This is a genomic window from Arthrobacter sorbitolis (genome assembly GCF_054510995.1).
The window spans coordinates 535,343-552,986 of sequence record NZ_JBTNDM010000001.1 but is presented as its reverse complement, the minus strand read 5'-3'; the positions used below and the strand labels follow the sequence as shown (position 1 = coordinate 552,986).

Genomic DNA, 17,644 nt, shown 5'->3' with positions numbered 1-17,644 from the left:
CCCCCATGCCCAGCCCTGAACGCCGCACCCCCGTCCTCTACCGCAACGGTTCCGTCTACAGCCCCGCCGACCCCTTCGCCACCGCCATGCTCGTCGACGGCGGGACGGTGGCCTGGGTGGGGACCGAGCACGCCGCCGCGAACCTGGCGGGGCCGGACGTGCGCACCGTCGACCTGGACGGTGCGCTGGTCACCCCCGGCTTCGTCGACGCCCACACGCACACCACGGAGACGGGCGTGGCTCTGGGCTCGATCGACCTGACCACGTGCCGCTCACTCGCAGGGCTCCTCGACGCGGTGTCCGCTGCCGCGGCAGCCGGGGCCGGGACGATCCTGGGCTTCGGCTGGGACGAGTCGCAGTGGCCCGGGAAGCGCGTGCCGACGGCGTCCGAGCTCGACCGGGCCGGCGGGGGCGCCCTCGTCTACCTCGTGCGGGCCGACATCCACTCGGCGGTCGTCTCCGGCACGCTCGCGGCGGGGCTGGGACTCGCAGGCCTCGATGGCTGGGACGACGGCTTCGTGGTCCGCGCGGCCCACGAGGCCGCCCGCAAGGCCACCCGCAGCCTCACGCGTGACCAGCGCAGGACCTACCAGCGCGCCGCGCTGCTCCACGCGGCGAGCCGCGGGTACGTCGCGGTCACGGAGATGGCCGCGCCGCACATCGCGCCGCGGGAGGACCTCGAGACGCTCCTGTCCATCGACGGCCCGGGACACGACGTGCCCCTGCCCGAGGTCATCCCCTACTGGGCGCAACTGACGTCGTCCCGCGAGGAGGTGCGTGAACTGATGCAGGGCTTCGGCGGTCGGCTGGCAGGACTCGCCGGGGACCTGAACGTCGACGGCTCGATCGGCTCGCGGACCGCGGCGCTCCGCGAGCCCTACAGCGACGACCCCGGCAACCGCGGCACGCTCTACCTCGACGGGGACGCCGTCGGCGCCCACCTGCTCGCCACCACCGCCGAGGCCGTCCAGGCCGGGTTCCACGTCATCGGGGACGCCGGGCTCGACGTGGTCCTGCAGGGCCTCGAGGCTGCGGCCCGCGACCTGGGCGTGGACGAGGTGCGCCGGGCGCGCCACCGTCTCGAACACGTGGAGCTCGCCGACGACGCCGCCATCGCGGCCCTGGTGCACTACGGCGTGGCCGTGAGCGGCCAGCCCGCGTTCGACGCCCTGTGGGGCGTCGACGGCGGACTGTACGGGCAGCGGCTGGGAACGCGCAGCGTCGGGATGAACCGCTTCGCGTCGCTCCTCGCCGCCGGCGTCCTCGTGGCACTCGGCTCGGACAGCCCGGTGACGCCCCTGGACCCGTGGGCCTCCGTCCGCGCGTGCCTCCGGCATAGCAGCCCCGCCGAGAACATCTCCGCCCGGGCCGCCTTCATCGCCCACACGCGGGCGGGCTGGCGCCTCGCGGGCCGCAGCCCTCTGATGGGGCAGCTCGCTCCGGGGACGCCGGCGTCCTTCGCGGTGTGGAAGGTCGACGAGCTGATGGTGCAGACGCCGGACAACCGCGTGCAGTCCTGGAGCACCGACCCGCGTGCCGGGACGCCCCTGCTGCCGGCCCTCGACACCGAGAACGCCCCGCTCTGCCTCGAGACCGTGCACCACGGGCGGCGCCTCTACGCCGAGGACGGGTTCGCGGCCGCCCAGGAGGGGCCCGGCGTGTCCGCGCCCGGACGCGCAGGAGTCGCTCCGACAGCGCCCTGACCTGCACCGAAGCACATCGTCGCAGGTCAGGGCTCTGTTGACTTGTACTCCACAGCACGTAAGCTCTAGCGGTACGGGTTAGACGACCTCCTGCGGGAGGGAACCTGGCTGGTCTCCTGAGCGCAATGCATCGGCCTCTGAACGGCGCGTGTTGCCCATCTAGGCGGAGCTGGCACTCAAGGGCAGGTCCACGTGTCAGTAGAAAACGGCGTCGTCCTCCGTGCCGACGCCGGTACGAAGGTACGTGGATCTGCCCGCCCCCGGCCGTCGCGGTCGGCGTGGGCGTCCCCTGGGCCGCGGGAACAGTCGCCTATACTTGCACACTGGCTCCGCTACGGGCGGAGCGGTCCCTGCGCGATGCGCATCCCGATGGAAAGGCCCTAGCTGCGTGCGAGTCGTCACGATCATTCCCACCTACAACGAGATCGAGTCGCTCCCGCTGACCCTGGCCCGCCTGCGTGCAGCAGTGCCCGCCTCGGACGTGCTGATCGTCGACGACAACAGCCCCGACGGCACCGGCGACCTCGCCGACCGTGCGGCGGCTGCGGACGACCAGGTGCATGTGATGCACCGCGCCGGCAAGGAGGGCCTGGGCGCCGCCTACATCGCGGGGTTCCGCTGGGGGCTGGACCGGGACTACGACGTCCTCGTGGAGATGGACGCGGACGGCTCCCACCGGCCCGAGCAGCTGCAGGACCTCCTCGACGCCGTGGACCGGGCCGACCTCGTGATCGGCAGCCGCTGGGTCCGGGGCGGCAACGTGGTGAACTGGCCGATGCACCGCAAGCTCCTCTCACGCGGGGGCAGCACCTACTCGCGCCTCCTGCTGGGACTGCCGGTGCGTGACATCACCGCCGGGTTCCGCGCGTTCCGGCGCTCGACCCTCGAGGCCCTCGACCTGTCCGCCGTGGAGTCCGTGGGCTACGGCTTCCAGGTCGACATGACGTTCCGGGTCGCCCGGCTGGGGCTCACCATCGTGGAGGTCCCGATCTCCTTCGTGGAGCGCGAGCTCGGTGCCTCCAAGATGAGCGGGAACATCGTGTTCGAGGCCATCGCCAACGTGACGCGGTGGGGGCTCGAGGCTCGCTGGGACAGGCTCACCGGGCGCTCGTAGCCGCACCGCCGAGGACGGCGGACGACCACCGACAGGAAAGGCACCCACCGTGTGGCGGGTGCCTTTCCTGGTTCCTGGCGCTCCGGTGGGGGAGCCGCGGTCAGGCCGAGCGGCGCTCGCCGCGGCGCTCGCGCAGGATCGTCAGGCGGTCCTGCAGGATCTGCTCGAGTTCCTCCACCGACCGGCGCTCGAGGAGCATGTCCCAGTGGGTGCGGACGGGCTTGTCGTTCGAGGTGTCGGGCTTCTCGCCGTTCACGAGGAGGGCTTCCTTGCCGGTCTTGGAGACCCAGGTCGCCGGGATGTCCGCTTCCGAGGAGAACGTGACGAAGACCCGCTCGCCGTCCTCGCACCGGTACTCGACCCGCTGCCGGGGAGCGGGCTCGACGCCGGATTCGGTCTCCATCGATTGCGCTCCGAGGCGCATGCCGCGCAGGCTGCGATCGCTCATGATTATCTCCTAGTTCCCGTGGCTCCCCGTCTATGGAGGGGCCGTTGCCGCTGTTCCTTGCCGAAAGGGCCGTGCCGCCGCCCGGTACCGCTTCCGCCCGCAGACGGAAGGGAAGCCTTCTGTACAACACCGCCCGCCGCAGGGATGTTCCCGCGGGCTGACGGATAAACACCTAAGTATACAGGGCGCGGCTGGAGCGCTCCTGCCCGATCCCGGCCAGGCCGGCGGCCGGCGCGAGCCGGGCGGTGGGGTCCGGCGCCGGCCGCCACTGGTCGACGCCGGCCGTGGGCCGTCCGGGATCTCAGGTACGCGTCACCATCTCCGGGCCGTCCGAGGGGGAGTCCGGGGTGGTGGTGCCCAGCATGGTGCCGATGCCCTTGAGGGCCTCGCCGACCTCGCTGGGGATGATCCAGAGCTTGTTCGCCGACCCCTCGGCGAGTTTGGGGAGGGTCTGCAGGTACTGGTACGCGAGGAGCTTCTGCGTCGGGTTGCCCTTGTGGATGGCATCGAACACCTTGTGGATGGCCTGTGCCTCGCCGTCGGCGCGCAGGATCGCGGCCTTCGCGTCGCCCTCGGCGGCGAGGATCGCGGCCTGGCGCTGGCCTTCAGCCGTGAGGATCTGGGACTGCTTGGTGCCCTCGGCGGTGAGGATCGCGGCGCGGCGGTCGCGCTCTGCCCGCATCTGCTTCTCCATGGAGTCCTGGATGGAGTGGGGCGGGTCGATCGCCTTGAGCTCCACCCGTCCCACCCGGATGCCCCAGCGGCCCGTCGCCTCGTCGAGGACGCCGCGGAGCTGGCCGTTGATCTGGTCGCGCGAGGTCAGGGCCTCCTCGAGATTGAGGCCACCGACGACGTTCCTCAGCGTGGTCGTGGTCAGCTGCTCCACGGCCTGGATGTAGTTGGCGATCTCGTAGGTCGCCGCGCGCGGGTCCGTGACCTGGAAGTAGACGACGGTGTCGATCGACACGACGAGGTTGTCCTCGGTGATGACGGGCTGGGGCGGGAAGGAGACGACCTGCTCGCGGAGGTCGAGCAGCGGCAGCAGCCGGTCGACGAACGGGATCAGGATGGTCAGTCCCGGGTTCAGCGTCCGCTGGTACTTCCCGAGCCTCTCGACGACGCCCGCGCGTGCCTGCGGGATGATCCTGACCGACTTCACCAGGATGACCAGGACGAAAATGATGAGGACGATCAGGACTACTGTGAGCGCGATCGTTCCGGCGGAGCCGTTCATGAATCCCCTTTGTTGGTGGTGTCGCATCCCGGTGGACCGGATCGCGGCCTGGGAGCGGAGAAGCGGGCGGTCCGCGCTAGGCGTCGGCGGGAGGCGGGGGACGGTCGGCGTCGCGGGCCGCTGCCGGCTGGACGACGGCGGTGGCGCCGTCGATCCTCGCGACGGACAGGCGGGTGCCGGCGGGCAGCGGGGCGCCGTCGGCCGAGCGGGCGGTCCACGTGTCACCGCCGATCTTGACGGTGCCCGAATGCGCCGTGACGGGCTCGAGTGCGAGGGCGGAGGCACCGACGAGGCGGTCGATGTTGTTCAGCTGGTCCGCCGGACCCCTCTTGAGGTGGCGTACCGCCACGGGCCGGACGAGCAGGATCATGAGGAGCGAGACGACCGCGAACACGACGACCTGGAGGACGAGTCCTGCTCCGGCGAAGGTCGCGATGAGGGCGGCCAGCGCTCCGACCGAGAGCATGATGAACAGCAGGTCGAGGGTCAGGGTCTCGACGGCCGCCAGTCCGAGGAACAGGACCAGCCACAGGACCCAGCCGTTGTCGAGCAACCACTCCATGGAGCATCCCCTCGTGTGCGTGCCGCAGGAGAGCGGCCGTCGGTCCCATTCTGGCAAACGGGTCCGACATTACCTAGGGTGTCGGCGCCGGCGGGGCCCAGTTGTTACCCTTCCGTGCCGTGCGAGCGCCCGATAGGCCTGCCGCCCCGTGCGAGGACCTGCACGGTGAAGCGCGCCGTGACCTCCAGCGGCGCGCCCGGCCCGGCCGCCTCGCCCCCGGCTCGTGCCCCGGGCCGCCCCTGGGACCGCCCCTCCGCCGGCGCGTGCCGCGCCGCGGGACCCATGACGAGCGCGGAACGGGCGAGGTCCCGCGGCAGGGACAGGACGTAGTCGAGGTCCTCGCGTCCGGTCTCCACCAGCGCCCCGCCGAACGAGGCGAGGACGTCGTCGGCCTTGTGCGCGGGCACGGACAGGAGCGGGCCGACCGACTCCAGCCCGGAGAGGTGTCCGGGCCTCGGTGTGACGACGACCAGGCAGCCACCCGGTGCGAGCACGCGCACGAACTCCTCGGCATTCCTCGGCGCGAACACGTTGAGGAGCACGTCCACCGACCCGTCCGCGAGCGGGAGCGGACGCCAGACGTCCCAGACGATGCTGATGCCGCCGGGCAGCCTCCGGGCGGCGCGCCGCAGGGCGATCTTGGAGATGTCGAGCGCCACGGGGAAGCAGCCGGGGGCCCCGCCCACCAGCCCCTCCAGGTAGTACCCCGTCCCGGCGCCGGCGTCGAGGACCACGCCCGGTGATCCTGCGTGCCCCAGCACAGCGTCGACGACGGCGCGGCGCAGGGGGGCATAGGCGCCCGATCCGAGGAACCGCTCGCGCGCGTCCACCATCTCGACCGAGTCGCCCTCGAACGGCGACCCCTTGCCGGTGAGGAGGTTGAAGTAGCCCTGGCGGGCGGCATCGAAGCGGTGGCCGCGCTCACAGGCCAGGGAGTGTCCCGCCTCCTCCAGCGGGGAGGCGCAGACGGGACAGACCAGGAGGGGGCGGGGAACGGCGGACACCGTCCCATCCTAGGGAGACGACCCCGTGCACCGTTGACTCAGGCCACTATTTCGGGTGTGATCGGGAGGGTGAAACCAGACCAGATCGAACTCCTGACCACCACGGGCTCCCCGACACTCCACCCGGACGGCTCCCGTCTGGTGGTCGCCGCGACCCGCCCCGACCTCCGAGCCGACGCCTACGTCGGTCAGCTGTGGGAGATCACCCTCTCCGGCGAGCGCCGTCGGCTGACCCGGGGCTTCCGCGACACCGCACCGCGCTACTCCCGCGACGGCCGGCTGCTCGCCTTCCTCCGGGCCGCACCCGCCGGCAAGCCCCAGCTGTTCGTGGTGCACGCCTCCGGCGGCGAGCCCGTCCAGCTCACCGACCAGCCCCTCGGCGTCGCGCACTTCGACGTCTCCCCGGACGGCACGACCATCGTGTTCGCCGCGCGCGTGCCCGAGCACGGGCGCTACGGCACCGTCGACGGCGTGGGCGCGGGCCTGGAGGATCCTCGGCTGATCACCGGGTACAAGTACCGGATGAACGGCCTGGGCTACACGACGGACAAGCGCTCGCAGCTGTTCACCGTCGCGGTGCCGAGCCTCGACGCGGAGCCCTACATCGCCGCGGTCGGCCGGCTCGGGAGGAAGCACGCGGACGGGCCGGGCGCACTCGAGGAGCAGGGCGCCGTGCCGGCCGCGACGCAGGTCACGACGGCGGACGCCGACCATCTCGAGCCCGCCTTCTCCTCCGACGGGCGGCGCATCCTCTTCACGGCGGCGCTCGCCGAGGACGCGGACTCGACGCTCGTGTCCGACCTCCACTCGATCGCGCTCGACGGCGGCGACCGCCGGCAGCTGACGAACCTGGGCGGCGACACCCGCCTCGGGTGCAGCGCGCCCCGCCCGAGCACGGACGGTGACTGGCTGTTCTTCCTCGCATCGGACCTCTCACCGTCCGGGCTGGACTTCGTGGCCCGCAACACGGCGTTGTACGTCCTCCCGGCCGCCGACCCCCGGGACGTCCGGCGGCTCACCGACCCCGAGACCGTCGATCTCGGGGACGTGCAGGAGATCGTCGCGGACGGGCCCGGGTCCGTCCTCGTCTTCAACCGCTCGCGCGGCAGCGGCGAGCTGCTCCGGGTCTCCGCGACGGGGGAGAGCGAGACCCTCGTCGCGGGACCCACGGTGGTGACGGGAGCCGCCGCGGCGGGAGGCGCCGTCGTCGTGTCCTACACGGACCCGGCGACGTCGGGCGAGGTCGCCGTCCTGGAGGGGGGCGCCCTGCGTCCCGTCTCGGACTTCTCGGCCGCCCTGCGGGGCGGGACGCGCGTGGCGGACCCCCAGGAGCGGTCGTACCCCGCTCCCGACGGGACGCCCGTGCACGGCTGGGCCGTCCTGCCCGAGGGCGAGGGACCACACCCGGTGCTGCTCGTCATCCACGGCGGCCCGTTCGCCCAGTACGGGTGGGGGTACTTCGACGAGGCCCAGGTGTATGCCGCGGCGGGCTACGCGGTGCTGCTGTGCAACCCCCGCGGGGCGGCCGGCTACGGTCAGGCCCACGGCCGCGTCATCAAGGAGGCGATGGGCACGGTGGACCTCGACGACGTCCTCGCCTTCCTCGACGGTGCGCTCGCCGAGTACGACGCCATGGACGGCGGGCGGCTCGGGGTCATGGGTGGCTCGTACGGGGGCTACCTGACCGCGTGGACGATCGCCCACGACCACCGCTTCGAGGCAGCGATCGTCGAGCGGGGGTACCTCGATCCGCCGTCGTTCGTCGGGTCCTCGGACATCGGCTGGTTCTTCTCGGAGCAGTACACCGGGACGGACCCGGCGCACGTGGCGGAGCAGAACCCGTTCGCCAAGATCGGGGACGTGCGGACACCGGCGTTCGTCATCCATTCGGAGGACGACCTGCGCTGCCCCATCGAGCAGGCCCAGCGGTACTACACCGCCCTGAAGAAGCAGGGCGTCGACACCGAGCTGCTCGTGTTCCCCGGGGAGACCCACGAACTGTCGAGGTCGGGCTCCCCGTGGCACCGCCGCCAGCGCTTCGAGCACATCCTGCGGTGGTGGTCGCGGTACCTGCCCACGGCTGCGAACCCGGCCGACTCCCCGGCAGGCTGAAGGCCCGGCGCGCAGTGGGGGGTCTCAGAAGCCCAGGCCGCGCCGCGCCTCGTCGACGGTCGGCTGGGCCCACCGTCGGTGCTCCTGGTCGGCGCTGAGGGACCTCAGGACGGCCCGGTCCAGGTACAGCTGCCCGTCGAGGTGGTCGGTCTCGTGCTGCACGATCCGGGCCGCCCATCCCTCGAAGCCGGCGGTGACGGTGATGCCGTCGGGCTGCGTGTAGGTGGCCGTGATACGGGCCGGGCGTTCGACGACGGCCTGGTAGCCGGGCACGGAGAGGCAGCCCTCGTAGAACGCGGCCCGGGTCCCGTCCGCCGGCTCGTAGCGGGGATTGATGATCACGGTGAAGGGCAGGGGAGTGCGGGCGCGGGCCTCGGCGACCAGCGGGTCCCGGACCCCCGGGTCCTCGAGGACGGCGATCCTCAGCGGGATGCCGATCTGCGGGGCGGCGAGACCCACGCCCGGGGCCTCGTGCATGACGCGCCGCATCGTGGCGATCAGGCGGGCCAGCATCCCGTCGTCGAGCTGGCCGTCGAAGTCCTGCGCAGGACGGCGCAGGACGGGGTGGCCCGCGCGGACGATCGCGGGCAGGTCCTGGGCCAGGAGGGCCTCGACCTGCTCCACGAGGGCCCGGGCCGGCAGCATCGCGCGGCTATCGTTGCCTGGAGCATCTGCAGTCATCCCTCCAGCAAAGCACAATCCCGGACAGGAACGGGGGAGCACCCCATTGCCGGTTCCGGGGTGACCACGGAGAATCAGACGTGCTGCCCGGGGGTCGTCCCGCGGCGGCTCCCCGCACGGACACCGGCTGGTCGCGAAGGCGGCGGGCCGCAGGATGGAGACACGATGACCACGGCCACGACGGACGCCCAGCGGGCAGCGGCACATGCGGCGGACAGCCACGAGCTCATCCGCGTGCAGGGCGCGCGGGAGAACAACCTCAGGGACATCACGATCGACATCCCGAAGCGGCGGCTGTCGGTCTTCACCGGCGTCTCCGGCTCGGGCAAGAGCTCCCTCGTCTTCGACACCATCGCGGCGGAGTCCCAGCGCATGATCAACGAGACGTACAGCGCCTTCGTGCAGGGCTTCATGCCCACGCTCGCCCGGCCCGAGGTGGACGTCCTCGAGGGGCTGACCACGGCGATCATCGTGGACCAGGAACGCATGGGCGCCAATCCGCGCTCCACGGTCGGGACGGCGACCGACGTGAACGCGATGCTGAGGATCGTCTTCTCGCGCCTGGGTCAGCCGCAGATCGGGTCCCCGCAGGCGTTCTCCTTCAACGTCGCGTCGATCAGCGGTGCCGGTGCCGTCACGATCGAACGCGGAGGCACCACGGTCAAGGAGCGCCGCAGCTTCACGGTCACCGGCGGCATGTGCCCGCGATGCGAGGGCATGGGCTCCGTCACGGACATGGACCTCACCCAGCTCTACGACGACACCCGGTCGCTGAACGCGGGGGCGCTGACCATCCCCGGCTACAGCATGGAGGGCTGGTACGGGCGGATCTACAGCGCCACGGGCTTCTTCGACGCGGACAAGCCGATCCGCGACTTCACGAAGCGGGAACTGCAGGACCTGCTGTACAAGGAGCCGACGAAGATCAAGGTCGACGGCATCAACATCACCTACGAGGGCCTGATCCCCAAGATCCAGAAGTCGATGCTGTCCAAGGACCGCGAGGCCATGCAGCCGCACATCCGGGCCTTCGTCGACCGGGCGGTCACGTTCACCACGTGCCCCGACTGCGACGGGACGCGCCTCAGCGAAGCGGCGAGGTCCTCGAGGATCGACGGCGTCAGCATCGCCGACGCCTGCGCCCTGCAGATCAGCGACCTCGCGGTGTGGGTCCGGGGGCTCACCGAACCCTCCGTGGCCCCGCTGCTGACCGCACTGGGGGAGACCCTGGACTCCTTCGTGGAGATCGGCCTCGGCTACCTCAGCCTCGACCGCCCGTCCGGCACCCTGTCGGGGGGCGAGTCCCAGCGGACCAAGATGATCCGGCACCTCGGGTCGTCCCTGACCGACATCACCTACGTCTTCGACGAACCGACGATCGGCCTCCACCCGCACGACATCCAGCGCATGAACGACCTGCTCCTGCGCCTGCGGGACAAGGGCAACACCGTCCTCGTGGTCGAGCACAAACCCGAGATGATCGCGATCGCCGACCACGTCGTCGACCTCGGCCCGGGCGCGGGGACCGCGGGCGGGACGGTGTGCTTCGAAGGGTCCGTGGACGGCCTGCGCCGCAGCGGCACGCTCACCGGCCGGCACCTCGACGACAGGGCGGCACTGAAGGCCGAGGTGCGCCCGCGCCGGGGGGAGCTCGAGATCAGGGGGGCGACCTCCCACAACGTGCGCGACGTCGACGTGGACATCCCCCTCGGGGTGCTGTGCGTGATCACCGGTGTCGCCGGATCGGGCAAGAGCTCCCTGATCCACGGCGCCGTGTCCGGCCGGGAGGGTGTGGTCGCGGTGGACCAGACGGCCATCAAGGGCTCGCGCCGCAGCAATCCCGCCACCTACACCGGCATGCTCGAACCCATCCGGAAGGCGTTCGCGAAGGCCAACGGCGTCAAGCCCGCCCTGTTCAGTGCGAACTCCGAGGGGGCGTGCCCCACCTGCAACGGCGCCGGCGTCATCTTCACGGACCTCGCCATGATGGCGGGCGTCGCGACGACCTGCGAGGTCTGCGGCGGCAAGCGGTTCATGGCGGAGGTGCTGGAGTACGAGTTCGGCGGGAAGGACATCAGCGAGGTCCTGGCGATGCCCGTCACGGAGGCCGCCGAATTCTTCCGGGCCGGCGAGGCCAGGGTGCCCGCCGCCCATGCGATCCTCGGCCGGCTCTCCGACGTCGGCCTCGGCTACGTGAGCCTCGGACAGCCCCTGACGACCCTGTCCGGCGGCGAGCGCCAGCGCCTCAAGCTCGCCACGCACATGGGCGAGAAGGGCGGCATCCTGGTCCTCGACGAGCCCACCGCAGGCCTGCACCTGGCCGACGTCGAGAACCTGCTCGGACTGCTCGACCGCCTCGTCGACGCCGGAAAGTCGGTGCTCGTCATCGAGCACCACCAGGCGGTCATGGCGCACGCGGACTGGATCATCGACATCGGACCTGGCGCCGGGCACGACGGCGGCAAGGTCGTCTTCGAGGGGACGCCGGCGGACCTCGTCGCCTCCCGGTCGACCCTGACGGGCCGGCACCTCGCGGAGTACGTGGGCGCCTGACCCCCGCCGTCCCTGAGGGGACCTGCGTGCGCGGACCAGTGGCCACGGAGTAGGCCCGGCCGCGGTCCACCCCGGGGGTGTCCGTCATGCACCTCGTCCGGCCGTCCCCGTGTCCCGGTGCGTGCCGCGGCCCGTGTCGCCCGGGCCTCCGTCGTGCCTGTCCGCGGTCGGCGCCGTCCCCGGACCGTCATGCGCACGGGGTTGAAGGGACGGAAGCGAGTGATGTGCGTCACCAAGCAAGTAGTGACCACTGTTGTCGACGTGAACACGCGCCCCTTCAATGAGAACCACGCACCACCCGAAGAATTTAGGGGACACCTCGTGATCACTCTGGAACTGGCGAACACCACCGGCCATGCAGTCTACGTCCCGCCGGCGGCGCCGCCGACGCACAGGCTGCAGGTCTCCGTCTTCGGGCCCTTGACGATCCGCCGCGGCGACGCACTGCTGGGCGCCAACGACCTCGGGGGACCCAAGCCCCGCCAGGTCCTCGAGATCCTCCTCATGAACTTCGGCTCGGCGGTGTCCAAGACCCGCATCATGGACCTGCTGTGGGGTGGCAACCATCCGGCCGTCGCGCTCCCCACCCTCGAGAGCTACGTCAGCGTCCTCCGGCGCCACCTGCAGCCCGGGAACGGACGGACGGGGCCCCTGCGGACGGTCACGGGCGGCTACGCCATCGACAGGACCCTCGTGGACCTGGACCTGGACCGGTTCGAGACCCTGACCCGGCTGGCGGGCCAGGCGCAACCCGCGCGGGCACTGGCACTGCTGACGGAGGCACTCGACCTGGCGGCCGCTCCGCTGCTGGGCGACGAGTTGCTGCCGGCGTGGGCCGAGGAGGAACGCGCCGCACACGCAGCCCGGGTCGGCCTGGTGCGCGTCCTGGCTGCGGAGGCAGCGCTGTCCGTGGGGGAGGCGGGTACGGCGATCGCCTTCGCGGGAGCGGCCGCCAAGGAGGATCCCCTCAACGAGCGGGCCTGGACGGCCCTGATCCTCGGTCTCGAGCAGAACGGCGAGAACACCGAAGCGCTGCGGACCTTCGACCGCTGCCGCAGGATCATCGATCGTGAACTCGGTTGCACGCCGGGACTGGTGCTGAAGGACGCCCACGCCCGGCTCCTGGTGAGCACGGCGACGACCGCCGGGCCATCGAACGGCCCCGGGCCCCGTCCCGAGGACACGGCGCGCTCCGCCGCCCCGACCAGCAGGCCGGAAGCGAAGCGCCTGCGGATCCTGATCGTCGATGACCACACCACGTTCTCCGACCTGTTGGCGGGGGCGCTGGACCGCGAGCCGGACCTGAAAAGCGTAGGAGCGGCGAAATCCGTGGCGTCCGCGGTGACGATGTTCCGGGACCTCCGCCCCGACGTCGTCATCATGGACCTGTACCTCTCCGACGGCTCCGGCCTCAGCGCCGCGGCGCGGATCCTCGCTGAGGCCCCGGGCACCCGGATCGTCATGCTGACCGGCAACCCCTCCCAGCAGGCGCTGAGCGAAGCGGCCCGCATGGGCATCTGCGGCTTCCTCCCGAAGGACGGCGCGCTGGGAGTGATGCTGGACACGCTGAGGCACGCCCACGTCGGCGGGATGATCGTGAACCCGTCCCTGGTGGAGAGGTGGGGGCGCAGCGCCCCGTCCGCGCCAGGCCCCGCGGGACAGTGACCGGCGGGCCTCCGGTGCGCGGATCCCAGCCGGGGGAGCCCCTGCAGGCCACCGACATCACCCGGGGCGTCGTCGAACGGCGCGAGGTGAGGGCGGCTGTGGCGCGGTTCCTCACCGCCGGCTTCATGGCCCTCATCCTGGTGGCGATCCCCATCGTCTTCTGGGTGCGGGCGGAGGCGGAGCGCCACGCGCTGGCCAATGCACGGGACATCACCCAGCGACTCGCCGACAGCGTCGTCGGACCGCTCATCACCGATGAGGTCCTCGCCCACGACGCAGCCGCCCTGGAACTTCTCGAGCAGAGGCTCGCACCCTGGCTCGCCGAGAGCGGCATGACGAGGATCAAGGTGTGGGACGAGGACGGCCGCGTGATCTACTCGGACGTCGACTCCCTCATCGGCCAGGATTTCGAGCAGGAGGAATGGGCGCGGCTGCTGCTCGCGGGTGGGCCGGCCACGGCCACGCTCGAATCCCAGACGGCGGAGGAGAACGAGTACGAAGCGGGTTCCGGCGAGCTCGTGGAGGTCTACGTCCGCTCCGCTGCACAGAGTGGGGCTCCGATGATCTTCGAGACCTATTCGTCCGGCGAGGGAGTCCGCCGCGAGCAGCACGCGGTCCTGATGGGCGTGGTCCCGCCGCTCCTTCTGTCACTGGCGGCCCTCCAGCTGACGCAACTGGTCCCGGCGGTCCGCCTGGCGCGGCGGATCCAGGTCCACCAGGCCGCACGTACCGCCCTGCTGCGGTGTGCGATCGAGTCGTCCGACCAGGAGCGCCGTCAGATCGCCGGAGAGCTCCACGACGAGGTGATCCAGGACCTGTCCGGACTCGCCTATGCCCTGGAGTCCGAGGAGCGCCGAGGACCGCCCGCGCTGCAGGACGTCTTCATCAACGCCAGGACGATGCTGCAGACCAACATCCGCACCCTGCGGGCCATGACCAGCGAGCTCTATCCCCCCGATCTCGAGCAGCTCGGTCTGGAGGCGTCCCTCAGGCGGCTGGAGGCACCCCTGGTCGAGCGCGGCATCGGTCTGACCGTCGAGATCCCGGAGAAGCTCGTGCTGGACCGGGACCGGGCAGCTCTGCTCTTCCGCGTGGCACGGGAGGCTCTCGTGAATGTCAGCAAGCATTCCTCGGCGCGATCCGCCGCCATCCGGATCCGGCAGGCCGGGCAGCTCACCGAGATCTCCGTCTCCGACGACGGGGTGGGCTTCGACCCGGCCGAACCCCGCACGGAGGGCCACCTCGGCCTGCGGATCCTCGGCGACACCATCCGGCAGGCCGGCGGTGCGTTCGACGTACGCTCCGCGCCGGGGACCGGCACCGCGGTCGTCGCCACCTTCGGCGGGACCGCACCTGCGCCCGGCGCCGACGTGCGGACTGCTGCGTGGTCGCTCCCGGGCCTCTCGGTAGCCCGAGCCCGTCTGATGTTCCTGGCCTGGAGGTCGTGAACGGCCCTGGTCGAGCCATCCGCGGCGGGGACCTTCGGGGCCGCTCCCGGTGGCAGCCCGAGCAGTTCGAAGAGCCTCCGCCGTCCCCGCTCGGATCGGTGACCTGCCCTAGTGGGCGCACAGTATCCCTCCGTCCGGGCGCAGCCACCGCAGGCCCCCGTGTGCGCGCCTGACCTCGCCCCTGAGCCCCCTCGCCCCCTCGCCCCTCAGCCCCCGAGCTGGGGCGCGCCAGGTTGCGCCTGACCGGACCCGCGCTTCTCGCGTGGGCCGATCGCCCATCGACAGGCCTCCGCCGGGAGCCGGTCGCCCGGTCCGCCGCGCACCGTCCATGGCTTCCGTTGCAGACGCACGGTCCGAGGTGCTGGGTTTATGGTGCTTGGTCCGAGGTGCTGGCTTAGGTGCTGGGTCCGAGGCGCGCGGTCCGAGGTGCCCGCTGGCTTCCGGCCGCTCCGTCCGGGAAGCGGTCGGTCCGCGGCCCGGCTCGCGGCCCGGCCCGCGGCCCGGCCCGCGGGCGCGGTGGCGTGGACGCTGCGACCCCCGCGGCGACGGAAGTGTCCGGTCCAGGGCGGGTGCTTCGGAAGGAGCGCTTCCGGTACGCGTGGCCCGACGGGCGGCGGACGGCCGGTGGCGGGACGCGAAGCAGCCCGGTGGCTCCCGGGATGATGCCGGGAACCACCGGGCTGCGGTGGGACTCTCTACCTATCTGTTCACGGTGGCCACCGGGCCGGCAATGCCTCCCAGTGTGGATTCGATCCAGAGATTGCCCGGGTTGGTCGTGCCCGCGGCTGCATTGCGTAGCCGCAGGGAATAGGCGCCGCCGGTAGCGGGGGCGGCAGCCGCGGTGACGTTCACCTGGCCCAGCACGCGGCCCGTCGGACCGCCGACGCGGATCGTGACGATGCCGCCGATGACGTTGCTGGTGCCACTGACCCTCAGGTCGCCGCTCCTCCACTGCGCCGAACCGATCGTGACCTTGTCCGGGACGGGTGTCACCTTGACCTCATCCGTCCTCACCGTCGTGCCGACGGTGACCGTGAGACGGAAGGTGAGCGGGTTGTTGGTCATCGGCGACTTGTAGACCGGCAGGCTGAATGTCGGCTTCAGTGCCGTGCCGCCGGTGAGGGTGACCTTGTCGGGATCTGCAGGTCCGGTGAGGACCTGCTCCCACCGATAGGTGGCGCCGGCGGTCGAGGAGCCCGTGCCGTCCAGGAGGACGGTCCTGGCGGTCGTCTGGCGGGCAACCGCCTGGTCCGGCCCTGCGATCGCGACGACGGCACCGCGGACGGTGACGGGGTCGCTCTTGGGGGATTCGGGCCCCGCCCCGTTGGTGTTGCTGGCCCTGACGGTGAACTGATAGGTGGTGTCGCCGTTCAGGCCGTCGTACAGCAGCGTGTTCACCGTCCCGGCCACCGTCTTCGGAGCTCCGAAGGCTGCGCCGTCGGCGGTGTAGGCCTGAACCGTGTAGCCCGTGATGGTCAGTCCGGGTGCACCGGGGTCGGGCGCAGCCCAGGACACTTCGGCCGTCCCCTGCCCGGCCCGGGGTGCCGCGGCGAATGCCGGGGCGGCGGGCACGGGGTCGTTGGTGATGACGAAGGCGACGCTGCCGTTGCCGGACACATTGCCCGAGGGATCGATGGCGGCGAAGGTGAACGTGCTGGTCTCGGCGACGTCGACCGGTCCGGTGTAGAGGGTGGAGCCCGGGGCGCTGGCGTCACCGGACACGGGGTCCGTCCCGTCCAGCGTGTAGTAGATGTCGCTGCCGGCTTCGCTCGCACTCAGCGTCAGCTTCTGCGCGACGGAGAAGGTCCCGCCGCCGGGGGAGGCCGACACGGTCGGGGCGGTCGTGTCGGTGACGGCGATGGCATGCACGGCGGGGAAGGTCTCACCGACGCTGCTGACGGAGGTGACGTAGATGTCGTACTCCTCCTCGGCGTCCAGGCCCTTGATGGTCGTGCTCGAGGCGTTCGGGTTGCTGATCCGCACACCGGATTCCACCTGCTCCGTCCCGGAGACGGTCTGGGCGACGGCCGTGACGCGGTAACCGGTGATCGGCGGCGTTCCGGGGATGGCCTGGGCCGGCGTCCAGTGCACCTTCACCTCGCCGGCGACCTCGGCGGCGGAGATGTCGGTGGGGCCTGCGGGGCCCGACTGCAGGGGCCCGTTCGGGCACCCGCCCATGCCGGGTCCACCGAGCTCGCCGAATTCGGCGATGGTCAGGCCCTGCCGGTTGTCGTCGGCATCCCGTTCCTGCCAGGCCATCGCGCGTGCGCCGCCGGCGCTCGCGGCGATCCCGGCGGCGGCGGGATCGTCGAAGATGTAGGTGGCAGTGAAGGTGTTCGGCCCGTCAAGGCCGAATTCGAGCCGTGACTGGTAGCCGTCCTCCGTTGCGAGCGGTCCGGAGATCGCACGGGCGTCGCGCCGCCCCACGCTGGTGTCCTTCAGGGCGGGCTCGACGATGCGTTGTTCCATCTGGTCGGTGTTGACCCCGTCCGCCACATGGCCCTTGACGGTCACGGTGTTGCCGTTCAGGACGGAGGGGGCGGTGACGTACGTGTCCTGGACGGTCGTGGCTCCCGCCTCGGTCCCGCCGAACTTGATGGACACGGTGTCGCCGGGTCGGATGTCGGGGGTGACGTTCAGGCCCGTCCCGGCGCCCCAGCAGACACCGCCCGGGTGGTTGATCTCGAAAGCCACGTCGCCGGTCCCGACGACGCCCTGGGCGGAGCCGACCACGCCGGCTCCCGGCCGACGGACCTCGACGGTGGCTGTCTGGCCTTGCCTGTCCTGGTAACCCTCGATGGTGACGAAGTCGCGATCGGGGAAGACGACCAGGTTGTCGGGGAAAGCAGGCACTGCCGCATTGGCCGCGGGAACGGCCAGGAGGGACGTCGCGCCGAGGACGGCGGACACCGTCACGACGATCGCGGTCCGTCCGTAGCCCTGGACGCGGGACCTCGATTGCCCCGGTTCGTGTAGTGCAGATTTCATGACATCCTCACTGATCCTCGGTGCGTGAGGGGTTCACGCATGGCCACAAGCTAGGGCGGCCACCTTGCGGAAACGCTGTCGCACGTCCCGGCTCGGGCAGGACCGCTGCGCGCGGACTCCGACGCCGCACCT

12 protein-coding genes are annotated in these 17,644 nt (G+C 71.4%); 6 read left to right on the top strand and 6 right to left on the bottom strand.

Annotated elements, in window-relative coordinates; translation table 11 throughout:
* Positions 1-5 precede the first annotated feature (5 nt).
* Both ACX80K_RS02680 and ACX80K_RS02675 read left to right on the top strand, forming a co-directional pair.
* Complete coding sequence (locus tag ACX80K_RS02680) at positions 6-1,703, top strand: amidohydrolase (protein ID WP_459270319.1); 1,698 nt, start codon at positions 6-8, stop codon at positions 1,701-1,703.
* A gap of 388 nt (positions 1,704-2,091) precedes the next feature.
* Complete coding sequence (locus ACX80K_RS02675) at positions 2,092-2,817, top strand: polyprenol monophosphomannose synthase (protein ID WP_459270318.1); 726 nt, start codon at positions 2,092-2,094, stop codon at positions 2,815-2,817.
* A gap of 100 nt (positions 2,818-2,917) precedes the next feature.
* On the opposite strand, the gene ACX80K_RS02670 is transcribed toward ACX80K_RS02675, so the two are convergent.
* The 4 genes from ACX80K_RS02670 to ACX80K_RS02655 form a co-directional block, all read right to left on the bottom strand.
* On the bottom strand, positions 2,918-3,265 hold the full coding sequence (locus ACX80K_RS02670; protein WP_104179673.1) for an RNA polymerase-binding protein RbpA: 348 nt from the start codon (positions 3,263-3,265) through the stop codon (positions 2,918-2,920).
* 301 nt (positions 3,266-3,566) lie between these two features.
* A complete protein-coding gene (locus tag ACX80K_RS02665; RefSeq protein ID WP_459270317.1) occupies positions 3,567-4,499 on the bottom strand; it encodes an SPFH domain-containing protein in 933 nt (310 codons plus the stop codon).
* A gap of 76 nt (positions 4,500-4,575) precedes the next feature.
* Positions 4,576-5,061 carry an NfeD family protein gene (locus tag ACX80K_RS02660; RefSeq protein WP_459270316.1) on the bottom strand — a complete coding sequence of 162 codons (486 nt, stop codon included), beginning with the start codon at positions 5,059-5,061 and terminating at the stop codon, positions 4,576-4,578.
* 104 nt (positions 5,062-5,165) lie between these two features.
* Entirely contained in the window at positions 5,166-6,065 is a 900-nt protein-coding gene (locus tag ACX80K_RS02655) for a putative RNA methyltransferase (RefSeq protein WP_459270315.1), read from the bottom strand.
* Positions 6,066-6,134: 69 nt separating this feature from the next.
* Between ACX80K_RS02655 and ACX80K_RS02650 the strand changes: the two genes are divergently transcribed.
* Positions 6,135-8,177 carry a S9 family peptidase gene (locus tag ACX80K_RS02650; RefSeq protein ID WP_459270314.1) on the top strand — a complete coding sequence of 681 codons (2,043 nt, stop codon included), beginning with the start codon at positions 6,135-6,137 and terminating at the stop codon, positions 8,175-8,177.
* 24 nt (positions 8,178-8,201) lie between these two features.
* Here ACX80K_RS02650 and ACX80K_RS02645 read toward each other — a convergent pair whose 3' ends face one another.
* Positions 8,202-8,858: a peptide deformylase gene (locus ACX80K_RS02645; RefSeq protein ID WP_459270313.1), complete on the bottom strand. Its 657-nt coding sequence runs from the start codon at positions 8,856-8,858 to the stop codon at positions 8,202-8,204.
* A gap of 165 nt (positions 8,859-9,023) precedes the next feature.
* Here ACX80K_RS02645 and ACX80K_RS02640 point away from each other — a divergent pair, with 165 nt between their 5' ends.
* The 3 genes from ACX80K_RS02640 to ACX80K_RS02630 all read left to right on the top strand — a co-directional run bounded on the left by ACX80K_RS02640 (position 9,024) and on the right by ACX80K_RS02630 (position 14,524).
* Positions 9,024-11,411 carry an ATP-binding cassette domain-containing protein gene (locus ACX80K_RS02640; RefSeq protein WP_459270312.1) on the top strand — a complete coding sequence of 796 codons (2,388 nt, stop codon included), beginning with the start codon at positions 9,024-9,026 and terminating at the stop codon, positions 11,409-11,411.
* A 243-nt stretch (positions 11,412-11,654) separates the two neighbouring features.
* Complete coding sequence (locus ACX80K_RS02635) at positions 11,655-13,076, top strand: BTAD domain-containing putative transcriptional regulator (RefSeq protein WP_459270311.1); 1,422 nt, start codon at positions 11,655-11,657, stop codon at positions 13,074-13,076.
* Between the two features lie 14 nt (positions 13,077-13,090).
* Positions 13,091-14,524, top strand: coding sequence for a sensor histidine kinase (locus ACX80K_RS02630; RefSeq protein WP_459270310.1), 1,434 nt, complete (start codon positions 13,091-13,093; stop codon positions 14,522-14,524).
* 699 nt (positions 14,525-15,223) lie between these two features.
* Here the strand turns inward: ACX80K_RS02630 and ACX80K_RS02625 are convergent.
* Entirely contained in the window at positions 15,224-17,512 is a 2,289-nt protein-coding gene (locus tag ACX80K_RS02625; RefSeq protein ID WP_459270309.1) for a fibronectin type III domain-containing protein, read from the bottom strand.
* Positions 17,513-17,644 lie beyond the last annotated feature (132 nt).

Coding starts and splice junctions, on each gene's coding strand:
- ACX80K_RS02680 (WP_459270319.1), top strand. CDS start 6: ATGCCCAGCCCTGAACGCCGCACCCCCGTCCTCTACCGCAACGGTTCC.
- ACX80K_RS02665 (WP_459270317.1), bottom strand. CDS start 4,499: ATGAACGGCTCCGCCGGAACGATCGCGCTCACAGTAGTCCTGATCGTC.
- ACX80K_RS02640 (WP_459270312.1), top strand. CDS start 9,024: ATGACCACGGCCACGACGGACGCCCAGCGGGCAGCGGCACATGCGGCG.
- ACX80K_RS02660 (WP_459270316.1), bottom strand. CDS start 5,061: ATGGAGTGGTTGCTCGACAACGGCTGGGTCCTGTGGCTGGTCCTGTTC.
- ACX80K_RS02645 (WP_459270313.1), bottom strand. CDS start 8,858: ATGACTGCAGATGCTCCAGGCAACGATAGCCGCGCGATGCTGCCGGCC.
- ACX80K_RS02625 (WP_459270309.1), bottom strand. CDS start 17,512: ATGAAATCTGCACTACACGAACCGGGGCAATCGAGGTCCCGCGTCCAG.
- ACX80K_RS02670 (WP_104179673.1), bottom strand. CDS start 3,265: ATGAGCGATCGCAGCCTGCGCGGCATGCGCCTCGGAGCGCAATCGATG.